This window comes from Mammaliicoccus sp. FSL K6-3158, assembly GCF_038005105.1.
Taxonomy (GTDB): Bacteria; Bacillota; Bacilli; order Staphylococcales; family Staphylococcaceae; genus Mammaliicoccus; species Mammaliicoccus sciuri.
In genome coordinates, this window is the sequence record NZ_JBBOSL010000001.1 from 38,593 (window position 1) to 57,972 (window position 19,380).

The following is a 19,380-nucleotide window of genomic DNA, read 5'->3' on the forward strand; positions in this document are numbered from 1 at the left end:
AACACTTGTGATCGCAATGAGCGTACTCGCAAGTGGCAGTACAGGAAATGCCACTTATATAGAATCAGATAAAGGAAGCCTACTTGTCGATGCTGGCTTAACAGGAAAGAAAATAGAAGGTCTCTTTCAACAAATTGACCGTAACATCAGCGACTTAGAAGGTATTTTAGTAACCCACGAACATATCGATCACATAAAAGGGTTAGGTGTACTCGCAAGAAAGTATAAACTACCTATCTATGCGAACAAAAAGACATGGCAAATGATAGAAGTTAAAGATAAAAACATACCACTAGATCAAAAATTTCACTTTGAACCTTATGAAACAAAGACTTTAGCAGGTATGGATATCGAATCATTTAGCGTGTCACATGACGCAATAGACCCACAGTTCTATATCTTTAATAACGACTATAAAAAGTTAACGATGATTACAGATACAGGTTATGTGTCAGATCGCATGAAAGGCATGATACACGGAAGTGATGCCTTTGTATTCGAAAGTAATCACGATGTGGATATGTTAAGAATGGGCAAATATCCATGGAAGACGAAACAACGTATATTAAGCGACATGGGTCACGTATCTAACGAAGATGCAGCACATGCAATGTGTGATGTTATAACAGGTAGCACGAAACGTATCTATCTGTCACACTTAAGCCAAGACAACAACATGAAAGATTTAGCAAGAATGAGTGTCGGTCAAGTATTAAACGAACATGATATTGATACAAATAAAGAAGTCATTTTATGTGATACAGATAAAGAAAAAGCAACACCAATATACTATATTTAAAAAAAAGATATCCCCAATTATTGATTTGGGGATATCTTTTTAGTTTGTGCACATATATACCCACAGTTATACACAAATGTCCACAAACTGTGAATAATATATGTAGTTATCCACTGTTTTATCCACAATGTATATAAATCCGTGGATAAATCATAATAAAATGTATAAAAATAAACGACTTAATATTTAGAAATCGTACAAAAAATTAAAATTGTTGATATAATAATAAAGAAAACTGTGTATAAGTTAATAACATGTGGATAACTTTTAACAAGATGAATAAAGGTGGATAAAAATGAAGATAACAATCATAACGGTAGGAAAACTAAAAGAGAAATACTGGAAACAAGCCGTAGATGAATATAACAAACGCTTAGGTGCATATACAAAGACAGAACTCATCGAAGTAGCAGATGAAAAAGCACCTGATAATATGAGCGATAAAGATATAGAGATTGTGAAAGAAAAAGAAGCGGATAGAATCATGTCTAAAATCAAACAAGACAGTTACGTTATTACCCTGGAAATACAAGGAAAAATGTTAACAAGCGAAGGACTCAGTAAAGAAATCGATAACCTCATGACAAGAGGCAATTCACACATCACATTTATCATCGGCGGATCAAACGGACTGCATCAAAAAGTATTACAACGCAGCAACTACGCCCTATCATTCAGCAAAATGACCTTCCCACACCAAATGATGAAAGTCATCCTGATGGAACAAGTGTATAGAGCATTTAAAATAATGCGTGGGGAAAGTTATCACAAATAAAACAAAAAATAGGGTAAGAAGATGAAGAATGTATATCAGATTAATTAATAATAAGTTATCAAATTTAAAGAAAATATGTATTCAAATGTATAGTGCATTAGACAGAGAAAATATTAGAAATATAATTATAGACAGTTTAGTAAATGAAAATGTTGATGGAATCATTCAAATTGGTTCAGGTGTTCAAGGATATAATGATAAATATTCTGATTTGGTTATGATGATTGCTTTTAATGGAGACTTAATAGACATGAAAAATAAATTAAAAAATATTTATACGGAACTAGGTTCCTTTTATATTTAAGATTTACAATATTATTGGTTTACTAGGTGTATCTACTAACGATAAAGAAGTTATTATTAAGCATATAGCCGTTCTGAATCATCTTCAAAAGCAAGGAATAGGAAAAACAATTGTAAATGCAATTCACGATTTATATCCAAATAAAGTAATAGTAGCAGAAACGGATAGAGATGCTGCACTTTTCTATTCAAGATTAGATTTTGAAATTTTTTCTTTAGGTGAGAAATATCCTGGAGTTATTAGATATAAATGTGTTAAAAAGTATTAATTAATCAAGGTTATGTTGAAAGGCTGAAACATAATCTTGATTTAAATTAGTAAAATACGAATAAATATATGATAATTTGAAGGTGTGAATATGACATTTAAAGAATGTGAAAAATTTAAAATTAACTAATCCAAATCATCAATGGAATGATTATCTATAGTAATAGATCATAAATATATTTCAATTATTCAGTTAGATGTTATGATATTGAGCAGGGCAAGTTGGATAGATGGAGGCTAATCTCATTAAAGTAAGGTGATGCCTATAATTTATATATTTGGCATCAACTTCTTTTCAAGAAGTGAGAAGCATGTCTGATTATGAAATGTTTATTGCTAATTAACAATCATTGGCTTAGTGTTAATTAGCAATATAGATCAAAAAAATAACTATCCAACTTTGACAGGGTAATAGTTATTTTTATACCTTTACAAAAAGTCACCGTCTTTTCAAGTGGCTCTGAAGGGGTAACATGTTAGCGAATGTTGCCTCTTTTTTATTGCTCTTATTTACTCTTTTGCATTAACATAAACGTGCTACCATTTCAATTTTATACTAAGCTAAAAACACGAGTTGATTATTTTTTAATGTATTTTATTCACTCTTTTTATAATACCAATCATTACTCTAATTAAAGGTATTAGTCTTGATATTCCTAATAACATAATTTCCTTCTTTTTTGTTTAAAAATTCAAATTTCCACTTGTTTGATATTGCACTCTAAGGTGTATTGTTTAATTATACTTAAAGGAGGTAATAAGATGAGTAAATATGAATCATTAAATGGTAAAGTCGTTGTAATTGCTGGTGGTGCCAAAAATTTAGGTGCTTTGTTAAGTAAGTCTTACGCAAAAGAAGGCGCAAAAATTGTTGTACATCATCATAATGATAATAGTAAGCAACAAGCTGAGGCAACATTAGATGAAATTAAATCATTGGGTTCAGAAGGAACTTTATTTTCCGGAGATCTCACAGAAGTAAAAAATGTGGAAGATTTATTTAAGCACGCTGAATCTACTTTAGGAAAAGTTGATATTGCAATTAACACTGTTGGTAAAGTACTCAAAAAACCTATTTCTGAAATAACTGAAGATGAGTTTGACACTATGTCAGCTATTAATGCTAAATCGGCTTATTTCTTTATACAATATGCAGAAAAACATATGAATGATAATGGGAAAATTATAACACTTGCAACATCTTTACTTGCTGCATATACGGGTTATTATTCTACTTATGCTGGTGAGAAAGCACCTATTGAACACTATACTCGTGCTGCGTCAAAAGAATTTATGGATAGAGGTATTTCTGTTAATGCAGTTGCACCTGGTCCAATGGACACACCTTTCTTCTACCCTCAAGAAAGCGACGAAGCCGTAGAGTTTCATAAATCACAAGCATTACACAATCAATTAACAGATATCAATGATATTGCACCAATTATTAAGTTTTTAACAACAGATGGTTGGTGGATTAATGGACAAACTTTATTTGCAAATGGTGGTTATACAACACGCTAAATAAGGAGGAGAATTTTATGTATTATTTTTTAGCCTCTTATAATGGGGATACTACAACTATAAGTATTATTACCAAAGAAAAAGTCATAGATGAAAAAGAAACATATATAAATGTAGATAACTATGTTGAATATTTAGCAAAAGCAATTATAGAGCTATCTCATCGAAATAGCTTATTTCATAATGATATAAACGGTATTGGTTTATTAATTTCAAATATTGGTGAAATATACTATAAAGATATTAATAGACTAAAAAATGATTTAGAATCTACTTTTGGATTTAAAGCAATTATTGAATCAAACTATGAGACATTAATTCTAAATTTAACTGCTTAAAATTTTTAAATAATTAATCAAAAAAAGTTTATAAATGAGAGGTAGCCATACAGAGCTGCCTCTTCTTGTACTAAGGAGGTAAAATAGTGAACGTAAAAAAAGCAGCTGAAAGTGTCGGTATAAGTGAGCATACCATTAGATATTATGATAAATCAGGCCTATTTCCATTTATTGAAAGAGATAACAATGGTTACCGTGATTTTAAGGTTGAAGATTTGTATTGGTTAGAATTCATAAAATGTATGCGTCAAACACACATGCCTGTTTCCAAATTAAAAGAAATAGCTGAACTTTATGATCAAGGACGCTCTACAGTTTTAGAAAGGAAAAAAATATTTATCGAACACCAAGAAAATCTAATTAAACAAAAGGAACTTATCGACCAAGCTTTAAAAACTTTGGATGATAAGTTCAAATTATTAGAAAAAGAGGGTGATTGTTAAATGATCAAGAAAGAAGTTAGTATGTCCGAATTGTTTTTTGATTTAGTCTTTGTATATGTTCTATCTACTATTAATCATACTGTTGAACATATATCTTCTAATCTAGTATCGTTGGAAAGCTTAGTAAAGACATTTATGTTATTCCTTGTATTTTTTGCTATTTGGACTTACAGAACATTTTTAGAAAATCGATTTTTTAAAAAGAAATGGTATCAATACATTTTTGTATTTACAGATATGTTTCTCATATTACTACTTTTAAAGTCTATTAACAGTAATAGATACAATGAAAATACAGGCTATGAAAATTATAATTTCTGCTAATGTTACCAAAAAAATCACTTCCTTTGAAACTGATCAAACTACGATGTGCTATTTATTTTTATGACTTTACAACAGAAAAGGCGATGTCATAAAGCTTAAGAATAATGAGTGTTTTTTGGATAAGAAAGAAAGGAATGAATGACTCAGTCAGTACTTTTAAAGTTTAAATCTATTTGCTTATTGCCAATATCAAAAAACTTATGGTCATGTGTTGCCATTATTATTGTTATACCTTTTTTATTTAATTCTTCGAAGATATCCATAATATTAAAAGCATTTGCTTTATCTAAATTGCCGGTCGGTTCGTCAGCAATAATTAAAGAAGGTTCTTTTAAAATTGCTCTTGCAATAGAGATTCTTTGCTGTTCTCCGCCGCTACAAGTATATACTTTGGTCTTTAAAGGTATATGAGATATTCCTAATTGATTAGTAACTCGTTCAATTTTATTTATATCTTTTTTAGAAATATTTAAAGGTAAGGTTAAATTTTTAAGAATACTTTCATTCTCTAATAGTCCATAATTTTGATAAATATAGGCAATGTCTTTTCGTCTAAATAATCTTTTGTTTTTTTCATTATGAATAGGTGTTTCATTGAATGTTACTTCACCAATATCTGGAGATTCTAATAATCCAAAAATATTTAATAAGCTTGATTTTCCTGTTCCACTTGCCCCTTTTATAATAACAAAATCACCTTTGTTTATACTATAATTAAAATTTTTTATAATATTTTTATTGTCATATGATTTATGAATATTTTTAAGTTTAATCATCTTTTTTTCCTTTCAATACTTCATTTGTATTTTCTTTATTCAATTTTATAAACGAATAATAAAATATAATTATTTCAATTAAAATGATGCTAATAAAGATAAAATAAGATATGATGTTTTGTTGGATTAAAATTAGGATTGCCATTAATAAATTAATAAATAAAAGGAACGCTAAAATTGACTTGTGAATTTGAAAATAACTATACCCTAAATTACGTTTGATAAATATTAGGTATTGATAAGATGTGAAATATAATCTAATAAAAGTGAATGTCATCATTATAAATGTTATTCCTGTCATAAAAGCTAATAGCGTATATTTAACTGTATTTACTTTTAGATTATTAACTTCGTCTACTTTTGTATCGTAAACAGACATGACACTTGGTATATAGCCATCTATATTATATTTCTCTAAACCTTTTCTTATAGTCATATAAGGATTATCCAACTGGCTCTTAAAGAAATAGCTTGTAGAAAAATATGTTCCAAAATTAAGAGGATCTGTATTACCACTTTCGATTATAGCAATTGGTGCAACTATTATATTTTTTTTCCCACCAATTTCATTATCATATGTATGGTAACTAACTTGGTTATTTGTCCATATAATATTAATTTTTAAGTTTTTATTTGTTTTATTTTTATAATGCTCTATATCTTTTCTAAATGTAAAATTATCTTTAAAATTATCTTCAATTATTTCACCATATTTTTTATATTTTATGGGAACAATAATGTTTTGTGTATTATCACTATGGACAATACAATTTAAGACATCTTTGTTATTATTTGTTTTGATTCGATGTTCTTTTAAATAATTTTTGTCTACTGTAATTGTTTTACCATCAGGTTCTATATTTGTATTTTCTTTTTCATTTAATTTATATAGTGGTCTTCCATCAGAATTATAAAAGTTCCCTGTATCAATAATAAATCCTTTATTATATGAACTATTATAATAGTTTTTCAAATTACTATTAAATTTTTTAGCTAGTTCTTCATTTTTTATTTGACCTAAATCTAAAATTTCTGTTTTATAAGTATCTTTTGAAACATTCCAGTGCTTAATGCTACTTTGTTGATTTTTATATTCTTTATAATTTTTCACCAAGTTATCAGTTGATAAGGATAAAAATATAACTGCAATTATAGATAGTGCCATATATGTATACATCATTAAAAACGGATTACTTTGTTTAATATTTTTAGAATATTGCTTTATAAAAATATTAAACGTGATAATTATAATACCAACACATAAAATAGTTAAGAAGAATGTCGTACATAAAGTAAGAACTATTACATATATGAGATGATTGTCTTTAAAAATAAATAGATACATAAGTATACTTAAAACTACATTGATAAGTGTGTAACTTAAAAAATAGTATTTTAAATCGTTGAACAAAAAAATAATGTGATTGAATTTACTGTATCCTAAATCATATAATAATTTATTATCATTCTTTTTACTTTGTAAATAATGTATAAATACCGATAAAAGTATAAATAAGAATAAACTTGAGAGAATTATAGTAAATTGATCAATTTGAATATGCTGATTTACTGTGTTGTCAACTTTTTGTGCTGAACCAACATTCTTATTTATTAAACCAATTATTTTTTCTATGTTTTGCTTATCACCTGAAAGGAAATATGTACCTTCTTCAGATAGATTAGTATTGCTTAAATCGTATACTTTAACTTTCAGTTTGCTATCGAATAAATTGAGATTTTTATTTTTATCTACCTTTTGTTTTAATTGTATATCTGTTGTATTGATTGTAATCTTATCATTACTTAAATAGGTCACCTTAGTAATTGGTACATTATACTCTCTCGATAATTTTTTAAAATAATGTGTAGAATCTTTGCTGTATTGTTTTTTTGTATCGAAAGCAAATTGAATTTTTTCGCTTTGTTTTTCTATAGTATTGTAAAATGATAATGATTTATAAGAGTCAATTAAAATAAAATTTACGATAAGAGATAGAACTATTGCTAGTATTAATATGATTTTTTTCATGTTTACCTCGATTCTATAAAAAGAGCCCACTAAGAACTATTATCTTAATGGGTAATATTTCAACTATTTATGATCATAGTAAGATTTGTTACCGGAACCAGTTTTTTTAACATGTCCTTTAGAATATGTACCTGCTTTTTTCCAACCACCATCTCCAACAATCCCTTTTCCATTAATTGCTGTTCCTCTAGCTGATTTTTTATAGTGTTTATATTCTGATACTACTGTTTTATTTCGTATACCTCTAATCCAAAAACCACCACTTTTCTTGCCTGTTGTTATTGCTCTTGTTGTAATATCAGAATTATTATCATGAGTTTCCGACTGTATTAAACCATTGTAATTATCTACGTTCTCAGAGCCACCATTAACACTTATAACATCAGCTTTTGCTATACCTACAATGCCTAAACTTGATATTCCTAAAGTTAAAGCAGATGCTAAAATAAATTGTTTTTTCATATATAAACACTCCCAAATATTATTTTATTCAATTTAAGTATATATTAAGAAGTAAAGAATTGGTAGTGTTTCTTAAAATTATAATAATAATTTTATTTTTTAAATGTATAGAAGTGTTTTTTAGAAATTTTTATTGAATTTATTTTTCTATTTTATTAATTTGATTATAAATGTAATTATTAAACTTGGTATAATGAAATGAAGATAAATAGTTAAATTTATGTAAACGCTTTAGTTTACTACTCACTAGGTATATACCCACTAAAAGCTTTATATTATGCAAGGTTTAAAAGGGCATTGCTTTTAATCTATATGATAGATGAAACGTATCAAGTAGATGATATTATAAGAACATGGATCGATTGAAAATATCTCAAATAGTGTTCTTGGAATAAATGGAAGTGGATTATAACTCTTCTAGAGAGGCAAATAATATATTGAGTGTATGTATCATTGTATTTATATCTGTATTTATCATAACGGTAGTCAAATAAAAAATGTTGAAGGGGATGTCTTATGAAACAACTAGTTGAATTAGATAAAGGGTTATTAGAGATAGAAATTTATGGGACAGGGCAACCAATTATATTTTTTACGGGATTATATAGTCATTTAAGTGAGTTTAGAGAAATTGCTATGAGATTAAAAGATAACTATCAATGTATATTATTTAATAGACCCGGTTTGGGTGAAAGTACTATAAATACAAATGATTTAAACGTAACGCATACGTCTAAAATAGTATCTAAGATGTTAGATGAAAAATTAATAAAAGATAAAGTGATTTTAGGAGGACACTCACACGGTGGATTATGCGTACAGCGTTTTATACAAATGTATCAATAACGTGTTAAATCTATATTATTGATATATTCAACATCTGTTGATGAACAAATATTAGATGAATTAGATGCACCTGAGTTAAATAAGGGAACGACAGAAGAAGACTTTATAAAGTTTTGTGACAAAATGAAAGAACTGGATAAAGAAGCTATAAAAAAAGAAATCGATATATCTCAATATAATGATGAATTAATTAATTTTTATACGTTTCCTAACTTATATAGAGCAATGTTCTATGAAGTGTCAAATTGGAGAAAAGATACGAAACTCATAAAGAAAGAATTTAAACAAATGAATTTACCGCTAATAGTTTTAGGAAGGGATAAAAATTATAGTATCCAAGAGTTAGTAAAGGAAAATATACCTTATAAAGAAGCGTGCTTATTTGAATCGACATGGCATAAGTTGATTGAGAATCAAAGATTAATAAGTAGAATCAACACAGTGAAATATATCCCAAATACAACCCATAAAATACACTTGAGTAATCCAGAAGAGGTTATTCAAAATATAAAGTTATTAGAGAAAATGATTAAGTAGAAGCTTAAGAAGCAATTAAGTAATAAAATCATTTTCGAAAAAAATCGTGAATTACATGATAAATTCAGTGGAGAACTGACTTATATAAATTAAGGTGATATTAGAGTTTATCATTAAAAATTATCGCTGAACTTAAGAATATTTATCGTTTTTAAAATAAAGAAGTAATTAGATATATTATTTTTAACATCAATGAGGATAATCTATTAAAGCGTGAATTATATATGAATAGTAAATCAGTCACAATTTGTAAATTCATATATAATGTTAAAAGAAGTGATCATTAAACTTAAATAAAAGTCAAAAATTTTTAGGCAAAGTAAGAACAATTCTTAATAGGAAAGGATTTCCTAGAACTTCAGTCATTATAGTAAATTACCTTAGTAATGTATAAATTATAAGTAATAAAAAGAAGAGCGTAAAATCCAAGCGATACTTCTTTCTATTAATCGGACTACTTTTCATCATGAAAATTTAAATGTGAAAAAACCTCACGTTTTACTGATATAAGCAGAAAGTTATCACAAATAAAACAAAAAATAGATTCTATTATATTAAAATGAAATGCAGATGTAATTAATATTGAAAAAGCACTGCTAGAATGAAATTCACTTATAAGTGAACAACTTGTAAATTGCTTAATAGATATTAAAAACGGTAAAATTTTAGTAGTCATATAATGAATATATTCTTAAAAGTCTTTAAAAATATACTAAATTTAGGTCAAAGACCACGACAAATAATGTCGTGGTCTTTTTTGGAATGATGGGGATTCATATACTCATATACTAAACTATGACTAGCTCGATTATTAAAATATTAATCATAGCCACTCTCTTTAATGACTGCTCATGCTGGATATCGAATTCTTTCAAAGAAACGCTTCATTTAAGCAAATTAAAAGCACTTGATTAAAATCTTGAACAATATTATAAAATATAATGTGAATAATTTGTTTTTTAAGTGCTCATTTCTGTTGAAAAGATATGCCCAAAAAATGTCGCCAAATTTATAGATTATGAAAAATATCTAGGTAACATTACTTGAGCTGTAGTATGAGTAAATGTATCAGAATCTTTTAATGCTTGACGATGCATTTCTTTTGCATAACCTGCATCTAATCGAATTACTTTTTGTTGAATTGCTTCAATACCTTGATCAATTAAATCAGAAAGTTTCATATTGTTAGGTGCATCTATTGGAGCATGTTCTTCTAAATTAGTCTCAGCTACTAATGGTGGAACTAATTCCATTACCGTTAAATGGTTATATCCTTTATAAATAGCCTGTTCACGTACTGCATCAGTAAACATGTGTACAGCTGATTTAGTGCCTGAATAAATAGGATGGGCAGCAGAAGATACATAGGAAAGACCACTTGACACGTTAATAATTAAGGGGGTATTTTGTTTAATCAGATGACTTAAGAACACTTTCGTCATATTAATAGTACCTATTAAATTAGTATTTATTTCTGAATGTAACATTTGAGGATTCACATTATCATCAAATAGATCAAAAGATTTCATGATTCCTGCAGAATTAAACAATACGTTAAGGTTTGGAAAATCTAATAAAACTTGTTCTTTTAGTGAATATACTGATTCAACATTTGTAACGTCCACTATATAACCATAAAGATTAGGATGTGAATTTACGAGTGAATCTAACTTTTCTTTAGAACGACTTGTAATGATTACTTGATTACCTAATTCTAAAAATTTTTTTGCAAAACCTAGCCCTATACCTGAAGAACCACCTGAGATTAAAATTGTATTATTTGAAAAAGTCATTTTATTACCTCCATATTGATTTATTTTGTACAATTAATAGTATAAATATGTACAGTTACTGGAGGTCAAGCAAATTGTTCATAGGAGAAGTTTCGAAAATTACAAATTTACCTATAAAAACTTTGAGATTTTATGAAGAAAAGGGATTAATTTCGCCAGATTATAGAAATGATAGTAACAAGCGTGTATATTCCGAAGAAAATATAAGATGGATTACATTTGTAAAACATTTAAGAGGTACAGGGATGGCATTAAAAGAAATAAAAGAGTTTAAATTTCTTGTTGAAAAAGGGGAAACTACAAAATATAAAAGATTGGAAATGTTAGAAAAGCAAAGGTTATTAACAATTAAGCAATTAGAACAAAAGAAAGAAGAGCTTGATCATATAATATATAAAATTGGAATGTTAAGAGACTGACACCTTATATATCTTTTATAATGGAATATTGAAGTTATTAAGACATTATATGATTGTATGTAGAATGCTTGGAATAGGTTTAGCGAAAATACTTAATATAGTGTTGAACGCTTTATATAACTGGGATGATTATTTTAAACCATTAGGAAGCAGTAGAAATATAATAATAAGTATTGCTATGCTTTTGTTTAGAGGTATGAATATATAACAAAATAACGCTAAATCGATAGCGACCACATGATTAATTGTTGTAGGTTTAATCTGAACTATATAGAAAGTATACTATATAGGATAAAAATAAATAACTATGAGACCACCATCTATAAATAAGTGGACTAAAGAAGCGGACAGCTCATAGTGAGTTATCTGCTTCTTTGTTTAGACCTATAGACATTCATCCTAAATAAAAACAATCATTTTATTAATATAATTGAATTGTTTTTTTCCAATCATAAGATAATAACATAGAAACACTCATGATTAGTAATGCAACAACAAATTCTGAATCCATATAACCTTGTTTTAAATGTACTGTAAATAAAGCACCTAACATGATAACTATGAAACCACTAGCCATGAAATTAATAAATAAACCACACACAATTAGAATGCCACCTATTAATTCAAAGAGAGCCAGTATAATGCCAATAAAGGCAGGAACTCCTAACGATTCCATCATGCTCATTGGCTCGCCAAAACCACTAAAAACTTTTTGGCTACCATGTATAATAAAAGTAATACCTAAAAATAGTCGAATAAATAAAATTCCTAAATTCATTTTTTATACCTCCTATAATTTTTATATTATAACATGGTAAAATAAAAATAAAAAACGACAAAAATACGACAATTTTCTACTTTATAATAAGCATATCAATATAGCCATTTCTTGCAGGCAAAGAAAATCGACCTCAAAAAGAGGTCGATTTTTTATGAAAATTATACATTAAGCAAGAGAAGTTAGGGTCTATGAACAAAACAACCTGCTATTCAATACTTCATTTGTATTTTCTTTTATGTGATCTAAATCAAAATGATATTAAATTTTTAATTATTAAAAGTGTTAGAGTTTTAATTTTAAAAAAATGTGATAGATAAATTTTATGGTGAACGGTAAGCTATGCGCACCATATTTTAACTTTATATCGCAAAATCACTAATAAGCGAAGTGTATCATTTAAATGCCTTCTAATTTAATATCTTACTTTAGGAGTAATATTAACATCTATTTAGTTATCTTTTGAACGTTATTAGATTCTTAGTTTGTAATGAGTCTTTTGAAAAAATAGTCCTTTTAAAGCATACACCTTATGTGAAATAAGAGTTTACATTAATATCAAAAATTCAGAAATCAGTAATATTATTTTGGAAATATTACAGCTTTTTATTTAGTATGCACAAATCGATTACAAGTATTTATTTTCATTAAAGCACGTGATAGATTGAGTTCTATAGTTAAAGAAAAGGAAGGTTTATTAAAATGAAAAAAATATTAACAACTTCAATAGCGACTATTGGAATTCTAACTATGAGTATTGCTCAACAAGATGCACAAGCTGAAGAACAAAGTAGTGTATCTACGCAAAATACTCACAACTATACGGGAATTGAAAATGGTGTTTATTATACAATAGATAGTAAAGGGAACTATCACCACACATTAGACGGTAATTGGAATCAATCTATGTTTGATCGTAAAGAGTATAAATCGTATGAATTAGATCAAAATGGTGCTACGCATTATTACTATTTTGTAAAAGATGATAATGATTATTCACCATCTCAATCAAATCAAACAATTAAGGATAAAGGTTATCAAGTAAATAATGGAAATGAAAATCAAACATCTGAAACAAATAAAGAAACGCTAGCAAATAATAATCAAACAGATAAGCATGATGAAACAGGAAGTAATGGATATGTAGCGACTTCTAATGAAACAAATGATAATCAAGAATCAGCTCAATATAACAATATTTCTTCTAAAGAACAATCAACTCATAACAACGATGCAGCAAACACTAAGGAAGCCAAAGGTAATGCAGAAGCTTCATCAAATTGGCTTACTAAAAATAAAAAGTTACAAGAATATGGTCAATATCACGGCGGTGGTGCACATTACGGTGTAGATTATGCTATGGAAGAAAATACCCCTGTATACGCTTTAGCAGATGGAACTGTGATTCAAAGTGGTTGGAGTAACTACGGTGGTGGTAACCAAGTAACAATAAAAGAGAAAAATAGTGATTATTATCAATGGTACATGCATATGAATAAATTAAATGTAAATAAAGGTGACGAAGTAAAAGCAGGTCAACAAATTGGACAATCAGGTAATACTGGTAATTCAACAGCACCTCACTTACATTTCCAACGTATGCAAGGTGGCGTAGGTAATCAATATTCAGTTAATCCAGATTCTTATATCAACAACAATCAATAATTTTATAAGAAAAAATCACGTCTTATTATAGGCGTGATTTTTTTATTTGAACTTAAGAAGTAGATATGTTTAAATGTAATTATTATAGTTACATTTAAAAAGGAGATGATTCATTGAATTTAGAATTTAATATCGCAGTTCACGTATTAACTTTCTTAAGTAAACATTCATCTGAAAGATTTAGTAGTGTCGAATTGTCATCAAAAGTTTGTGTTAATCCTGTGCAATTAAGAAGAGTTATGAGCAAACTATTAGAAGAAGGTTACATTACAACACAAAAGGGCAAATATGGAGGGTATCGTATAAATGGTAATGTGTTAGATACGCCATTATCCAATTTATTTAAATTATTCGCTTCTAGTCAATCATTTGGCAGAATTTATACAGGTACAAAAGAAAGTGACTGTAAAATCTCAAATGAAATGAGTCGAGTAATGTCAAACTATCATCGAAGAGAATTTGAAATAATTGAAAAATATTATCAAAATATTTCTATTGGAGATATATTAAACGATATATTAATGGAGGGTTACAATGAAAAAGTATGATTTATTAATTTTAGGGTTTGGTAAAGGTGGAAAAACACTAGCAAAAACAGCTTCGGCTCAAGGGAAACAAGTAGCAGTTGTTGAACAATCCAAAAAAATGTATGGTGGTACATGTATAAATATCGGTTGTATTCCATCTAAAACATTAGTGCACGAAGGATTAGAGCGTGGTTCGTTCAATCAAGCATTTGAGCGTAAAGAAGAAGTCGTAACGGCCCTTAATAAAAAGAATTATCATAACTTAGCAGACGATAAAAATATAACGGTATTAGATTACAAGGCTAGCTTTAAATCCAATACGGAAGTAGAATTATTAGATGAGCAAGGCAAAGTAGTAGATACTTTAACAGCAGATGACATTGTGATAAACACTGGTGCAATACCAGTTATTCCTGATATTAAAGGTATTAAAGAATCTAAGCATTTATACGATTCTACAGGAATAATGAATTTACGTGAGCAACCTAAACGATTAGTTATTGTTGGCGGAGGTTATATTTCTTTAGAATTCGCATCTATGTTTTCGAACTTTGATACAGAAGTGACTGTATTAGAAGCTAATGACAAACTAATGGCAAGAGAAGATGAAGAAATCGTTTCACATGCGATTAAAGATTTAGAAGATAAAGGTGTAAAATTCGAGTTAGGTGCCCAAACTTCAGAATTTGAAGATAAAGATGGATATACAATCGCTAAAACGAATAAAGGTGATTTTGAAGCAGAAGCGGTATTACTCGCAATTGGTAGAAAGCCAAATACTGACTTAAATTTAGAAAACACTGATATTAAACTAGGTGAACGTGGCGAAATAGAAGTCAATAATCAGTTGGAAACAGCTGTAAAACATATCTATGCAATAGGTGATGTAAAAGGTGGCATGCAATTCACTTATATTTCTTTAGATGACTTTAGAATTGTTAAAGACAAATTATTCGGTTCAGGTGCTCGCACTACAGAAAATAGAGGTGCAGTACCTTATACGGTATTTATAGATCCTCCATTATCTCGTGTAGGATTGACTGCTAAAGAAGCAAAAGAACAAGGGTATGAAATTAAAGAAGGTAAACTACCAGTAAGTAATATACCTCGTCACAAAATTAATAATGACCCTAGAGGTCTGTTTAAAGTTGTGATAGACGCAACAACAAATAAAATACTTGGCGCTACCTTATATGGTTTACAATCCGAGGAAATCATTAATTTAGTAAAACTAGCTATTGACCAAAATATTGACTATACAGTTTTACGTGACAATATATATACACATCCTACTATGATAGAATCATTTAATGATTTATTTAATATTTAAATATTAAATTTTAAAAAAGGCACATCACATATTGAGCAATTGTTCAATAATGTGGATGTGCCTTTTTTAATTAAACTATAGTAACTACTCTTAAATCCCAATTTTAATATTTGTAATTACGAGACAATCAAACACATATCTATATAATATCTAGGAGGTACATATATGTCTTATAAAGAACTCTCAACAATATTAAAAGTGTTATCAGATCCAAGTAGATTGGAAATATTAGACTTACTTTCTTGTGGTGAATTATGTGCTTGTGATTTGTTGGAGCACTTTCAATTCTCACAACCAACACTCAGTCATCATATGAAGTTATTGGTAGATAACGAATTAGTTTATACACGTAAAGATGGTAACAAACATATGTATCAACTTAATCATGTTATTTTAGATGAGCTCAATCAAAATATAAACATTATTAACACATCTAACCAACGTTGTGTATGTAAAAATATAAAATCAGGTGAATGTTGATGATGACGACTTTAGCAATTGTAATTTTTCTTTTAACTTTAATCTTTGTGATATGGCAACCTAAAGGTTTAGATATTGGTATTACAGCTTTAATTGGGGCGGTCATCTCTATTATTACAGGTGTTGTTAGCTTTTCTGATGTACTAGAGGTAACAGGTATCGTTTGGAATGCCACTTTAACATTTGTAGCTGTTATTCTTATTTCATTAATATTAGACGAGATTGGATTTTTTGAATGGTCTGCAATACATATGGTCAAAGCTTCAAACGGTAACGGCTTAAAAATGTTTGTATATATCATGCTATTAGGATCAATAGTAGCTGCATTTTTCGCAAATGATGGTGCGGCTTTAATCTTAACGCCAATTGTATTAGCGATGGTAAGAAATTTGGGTTTCAGTAAAAAAACGATATTCCCTTTTATTATTGCAAGTGGATTTATTGCTGATACTACATCACTTCCATTAATTGTGAGTAATTTAGTAAATATCGTTTCTGCTGATTACTTCAATATTGGATTTATTGAGTACTTTAGTCGAATGATTATTCCAAATATATTCTCTCTGATCGCTAGCATATTTGTATTATGGCTTTATTTCAGAACATCTATACCAAAAACTTTCGAAAAAAAGAATCTTATGAACCCAAATGATGCAATTAAAGACTTAAAATTATTTAAGATTTCTTGGCTAGTATTAGCAATATTACTTGTAGGCTATCTTGTTAGTGAGTTTATTCAAATCCCTGTTTCAATCATTACTTGTACGATTGCACTTATCTTTGTGATCTTAGCTCGTAAATCTAAAGCAGTTCATACTAAACAAGTAATTAAAGGTGCACCATGGAATATTGTTCTATTTTCTATAGGGATGTATTTAGTTGTATTTGGATTAAAAAACGTTGGCATCATATCAATTTTAGCTGATGTATTATCTAATATTTCAAATCATGGATTATTCAGTAGTATTATGGGCATGGGCTTTATATCAGCATTTTTATCATCCATTATGAATAATATGCCTACTGTCTTAATCGATGCTATAGCGATTGGACAATCTAATGTAGTAGGAACCATTAAAGAAGGTATGGTTTATGCCAATGTAATAGGTTCTGATTTAGGACCAAAAATCACACCGATTGGTTCATTAGCAACATTATTGTGGCTACATGTGTTAACACAAAAAGGTGTAAAGATTTCGTGGGGAATATATTTTAAAACTGGAATCATTATTACTATCCCGGTACTATTTGTCACACTCTTAGGTTTATATCTCACACTAATTATATTTTAAGAAATGAGGCTTTAAATATGGATAAGAAAACAATTTATTTTTTATGTACTGGCAACTCTTGTCGTAGTCAAATGGCTGAGGGTTGGGCAAAGAAAATATTAGGTAAAGATTGGAATGTCTATTCAGCTGGTATTGAAACACATGGTGTTAATCCAAAAGCAGTAGAAGCTATGAAAGAAGTAGGTATTGATATCTCAAATCATACATCAGACTTGATTGATAATGATATCTTAAGACAATCAGATTTAGTCATAACATTATGTAGCAATGCAGATGATAATTGTCCCATCATACCACCTAACGTCAAAAAAGAACACTGGGGCTTTGATGATCCAGCAGGAAAAGAATGGTCAGAATTTCAACGTATTAGAGATGAAATCGGAAGTAGAATACAAGAATATAAAGAAACGCTCGTATAATGCGAGCGTTTCTTTATATCGTTTATACAATTGAAATTATTGAGAAATATTTCTCGAAAATTGAATAGGGTGTAATTATATGATATATAATACTTGATACACACATAAATAAATAAAAATTTAAGTTACTTTATGTTAGATTATAAAAGATACTGAAATATCTGAGGAATTATCTATGATTCCAAGATTTTCTACATTATTTATTTTACCAATGGGTGTATATTGAATATTAGTTGTAAAATCTTTATAAAAGATAACGAGACAGTTATCTTGGTATAACATGATATCCCCCTTGTTAATTTGTTTGATAAACTGAGGATTTTTTGAAAAATTTTGAGGAAAATTATAATATTTTTCATTATTATTTAATTCTTTCATCGTTAGTTTCAACGGTAAAAGATTTTCTATTTCAATTGCAGTCGGGTTATCAAAAAAATTTGCAGTAAATATTGTATCTTCAACCTTTATTTTAGCTGTGTTCAATATCGTAACTCACCTCACTTACCATGGTTGATTAGTTGGTCCAACAGTAAACTCATTTATATTAGTGTTTTCAGGTTGATTGATAGCAAATGCTACTATTTCTGCAATGTTATCAGGAGATATTTGATATTCGTCATACATTGTTTCAGTACTAGAAGCAGTAGAAGGATCTGTAATGGTATTTAATAATTCTGTTTTCACTGCTGCAGGATAAATCGTAGCTGTTCTAATATTATTTTTTTCTTGAGCGGATTCCATACGTAATACTTCCATTAAATCACGAACTGCCCATTTTGTGGCACCATAGACAGCGCCTCCTGGATAAGCTTTTAAGCCTGCCACAGATGAAGTAGCAATAACATGTCCTGACTTTTGTTTTATAAATTCAGGCAAAGCAGCTTCAATTCCATTTAAAACGCCTTTAATATTTACATCAACCATGTCATGCCATTCATCAGATTTTAATTTTGAAAGTGGTGAATTAGGCATTAAACCAGCGTTTAAAAATATAACATCAATTCTTCCATATTGTGCTTTAGCTTTATTGACTAGCGTTTTGTTATCTTCAATGCTTGTTACATCAGTAACGACATAAACGGCTTCTCCACCAGATTTGTTAATTTCATTAACGATTGTTTTCAATTTGTCCTCTCTTCTAGCACCAAGTACAAGTTTTGCACCCTTTTGTGCCAAAAGTTTAGCGGTAGCTTCACCAATACCACTTGAAGCTCCAGTAATAACGACTACTTTATCTTTAATTGTCATAATTCAAC

The 19,380-nt window shown here is 28.6% G+C and carries 24 protein-coding genes; 17 read left to right on the top strand and 7 right to left on the bottom strand.

Annotated features, from left to right (window positions below):
- Window positions 1–16 precede the first annotated feature (16 nt).
- From MHH94_RS00180 to MHH94_RS00210, 8 genes are all read left to right on the top strand, one after another.
- Window positions 17–799 carry an MBL fold metallo-hydrolase gene (locus tag MHH94_RS00180; RefSeq protein WP_078354894.1) on the top strand — a complete coding sequence of 261 codons (783 nt, stop codon included), beginning with the start codon at window positions 17–19 and terminating at the stop codon, window positions 797–799.
- Window positions 800–1,094: 295 nt separating this feature from the next.
- Window positions 1,095–1,574 carry a 23S rRNA (pseudouridine(1915)-N(3))-methyltransferase RlmH gene (gene rlmH, locus MHH94_RS00185; protein WP_037589681.1) on the top strand — a complete coding sequence of 160 codons (480 nt, stop codon included), beginning with the start codon at window positions 1,095–1,097 and terminating at the stop codon, window positions 1,572–1,574.
- A 28-nt stretch (window positions 1,575–1,602) separates the two neighbouring features.
- Window positions 1,603–1,878, top strand: a complete 276-nt coding sequence (locus MHH94_RS00190) for a hypothetical protein (protein WP_048542831.1) — start codon at window positions 1,603–1,605, stop codon at window positions 1,876–1,878.
- Window positions 1,879–1,891: 13 nt separating this feature from the next.
- Entirely contained in the window at window positions 1,892–2,146 is a 255-nt protein-coding gene (locus MHH94_RS14335) for a GNAT family N-acetyltransferase (RefSeq protein WP_373421233.1), read from the top strand.
- A 761-nt stretch (window positions 2,147–2,907) separates the two neighbouring features.
- Complete coding sequence (locus MHH94_RS00195) at window positions 2,908–3,666, top strand: SDR family oxidoreductase (RefSeq protein ID WP_106417469.1); 759 nt, start codon at window positions 2,908–2,910, stop codon at window positions 3,664–3,666.
- Between the two features lie 17 nt (window positions 3,667–3,683).
- Window positions 3,684–4,004, top strand: a complete 321-nt coding sequence (locus MHH94_RS00200; RefSeq protein ID WP_232157010.1) for a hypothetical protein — start codon at window positions 3,684–3,686, stop codon at window positions 4,002–4,004.
- A gap of 86 nt (window positions 4,005–4,090) precedes the next feature.
- The gene (locus MHH94_RS00205; protein ID WP_058590996.1) at window positions 4,091–4,447 is read left to right on the top strand and encodes a MerR family transcriptional regulator; all 357 of its coding nucleotides are present in this window, start codon (window positions 4,091–4,093) and stop codon (window positions 4,445–4,447) included.
- Window positions 4,448–4,771 (top strand): low temperature requirement protein A, encoded by a 324-nt coding sequence (locus MHH94_RS00210; RefSeq protein WP_048542819.1) that lies wholly within the window; start codon window positions 4,448–4,450, stop codon window positions 4,769–4,771.
- 143 nt (window positions 4,772–4,914) lie between these two features.
- Here the strand turns inward: MHH94_RS00210 and MHH94_RS00215 are convergent, their stop codons facing one another.
- From MHH94_RS00215 to MHH94_RS00225, 3 genes are all read right to left on the bottom strand, one after another.
- A complete protein-coding gene (locus tag MHH94_RS00215; RefSeq protein ID WP_048542817.1) occupies window positions 4,915–5,547 on the bottom strand; it encodes an ABC transporter ATP-binding protein in 633 nt (210 codons plus the stop codon).
- Window positions 5,540–7,576 (bottom strand): DUF1430 domain-containing protein, encoded by a 2,037-nt coding sequence (locus tag MHH94_RS00220; protein WP_048542815.1) that lies wholly within the window; start codon window positions 7,574–7,576, stop codon window positions 5,540–5,542. Before MHH94_RS00220 ends, MHH94_RS00215 begins: the two co-directional genes overlap by 8 nt.
- Window positions 7,577–7,639: 63 nt before the next feature.
- Window positions 7,640–8,038 (bottom strand): hypothetical protein, encoded by a 399-nt coding sequence (locus MHH94_RS00225; protein WP_048542813.1) that lies wholly within the window; start codon window positions 8,036–8,038, stop codon window positions 7,640–7,642.
- A gap of 516 nt (window positions 8,039–8,554) precedes the next feature.
- Here MHH94_RS00225 and MHH94_RS00230 point away from each other — a divergent pair.
- Window positions 8,555–8,884: an alpha/beta fold hydrolase gene (locus MHH94_RS00230; RefSeq protein WP_340839278.1), complete on the top strand. Its 330-nt coding sequence runs from the start codon at window positions 8,555–8,557 to the stop codon at window positions 8,882–8,884.
- Window positions 8,885–8,902: 18 nt separating this feature from the next.
- Window positions 8,903–9,421: a hypothetical protein gene (locus MHH94_RS00235; protein ID WP_340839279.1), complete on the top strand. Its 519-nt coding sequence runs from the start codon at window positions 8,903–8,905 to the stop codon at window positions 9,419–9,421.
- Window positions 9,422–10,437: 1,016 nt separating this feature from the next.
- On the opposite strand, the gene MHH94_RS00240 is transcribed toward MHH94_RS00235, so the two are convergent.
- Entirely contained in the window at window positions 10,438–11,214 is a 777-nt protein-coding gene (locus MHH94_RS00240; RefSeq protein ID WP_078355410.1) for an SDR family NAD(P)-dependent oxidoreductase, read from the bottom strand.
- A gap of 74 nt (window positions 11,215–11,288) precedes the next feature.
- Here MHH94_RS00240 and MHH94_RS00245 point away from each other — a divergent pair, with 74 nt between their 5' ends.
- Window positions 11,289–11,633 carry a MerR family transcriptional regulator gene (locus MHH94_RS00245; RefSeq protein WP_158258779.1) on the top strand — a complete coding sequence of 115 codons (345 nt, stop codon included), beginning with the start codon at window positions 11,289–11,291 and terminating at the stop codon, window positions 11,631–11,633.
- Between the two features lie 421 nt (window positions 11,634–12,054).
- Here MHH94_RS00245 and MHH94_RS00250 read toward each other — a convergent pair whose 3' ends face one another.
- Window positions 12,055–12,411 (bottom strand): DoxX family protein, encoded by a 357-nt coding sequence (locus MHH94_RS00250; RefSeq protein ID WP_048540334.1) that lies wholly within the window; start codon window positions 12,409–12,411, stop codon window positions 12,055–12,057.
- 702 nt (window positions 12,412–13,113) lie between these two features.
- Between MHH94_RS00250 and MHH94_RS00255 the strand changes: the two genes are divergently transcribed.
- The 6 genes from MHH94_RS00255 (at window position 13,114) to arsC (ending at window position 18,124) form a co-directional block, all read left to right on the top strand.
- Entirely contained in the window at window positions 13,114–14,076 is a 963-nt protein-coding gene (locus MHH94_RS00255; protein WP_107609540.1) for a M23 family metallopeptidase, read from the top strand.
- A gap of 113 nt (window positions 14,077–14,189) precedes the next feature.
- Window positions 14,190–14,624 carry a redox-sensitive transcriptional regulator HypR gene (hypR, locus tag MHH94_RS00260; RefSeq protein WP_075578239.1) on the top strand — a complete coding sequence of 145 codons (435 nt, stop codon included), beginning with the start codon at window positions 14,190–14,192 and terminating at the stop codon, window positions 14,622–14,624.
- A complete protein-coding gene (merA, locus tag MHH94_RS00265; protein ID WP_075578240.1) occupies window positions 14,611–15,933 on the top strand; it encodes a hypothiocyanous acid reductase MerA in 1,323 nt (440 codons plus the stop codon). Before hypR ends, merA begins: the two co-directional genes overlap by 14 nt.
- 165 nt (window positions 15,934–16,098) lie before the next feature.
- The gene (locus MHH94_RS00270; protein WP_107609560.1) at window positions 16,099–16,413 is read left to right on the top strand and encodes an ArsR/SmtB family transcription factor; all 315 of its coding nucleotides are present in this window, start codon (window positions 16,099–16,101) and stop codon (window positions 16,411–16,413) included.
- A gap of 2 nt (window positions 16,414–16,415) precedes the next feature.
- Window positions 16,416–17,705 carry an arsenite efflux transporter membrane subunit ArsB gene (gene arsB / locus MHH94_RS00275; protein ID WP_107609561.1) on the top strand — a complete coding sequence of 430 codons (1,290 nt, stop codon included), beginning with the start codon at window positions 16,416–16,418 and terminating at the stop codon, window positions 17,703–17,705.
- Between the two features lie 17 nt (window positions 17,706–17,722).
- Window positions 17,723–18,124, top strand: a complete 402-nt coding sequence (arsC, locus tag MHH94_RS00280) for an arsenate reductase (thioredoxin) (protein WP_107609559.1) — start codon at window positions 17,723–17,725, stop codon at window positions 18,122–18,124.
- Between the two features lie 135 nt (window positions 18,125–18,259).
- Here the strand turns inward: arsC and MHH94_RS00285 are convergent, their stop codons facing one another.
- Both MHH94_RS00285 and MHH94_RS00290 read right to left on the bottom strand, forming a co-directional pair.
- The gene (locus tag MHH94_RS00285; protein WP_058590988.1) at window positions 18,260–18,607 is read right to left on the bottom strand and encodes a cyclophilin-like fold protein; all 348 of its coding nucleotides are present in this window, start codon (window positions 18,605–18,607) and stop codon (window positions 18,260–18,262) included.
- Window positions 18,608–18,625: 18 nt separating this feature from the next.
- Entirely contained in the window at window positions 18,626–19,372 is a 747-nt protein-coding gene (locus MHH94_RS00290; RefSeq protein ID WP_058590987.1) for an SDR family oxidoreductase, read from the bottom strand.
- Between the last annotated feature and the right edge of the window lie 8 nt (window positions 19,373–19,380).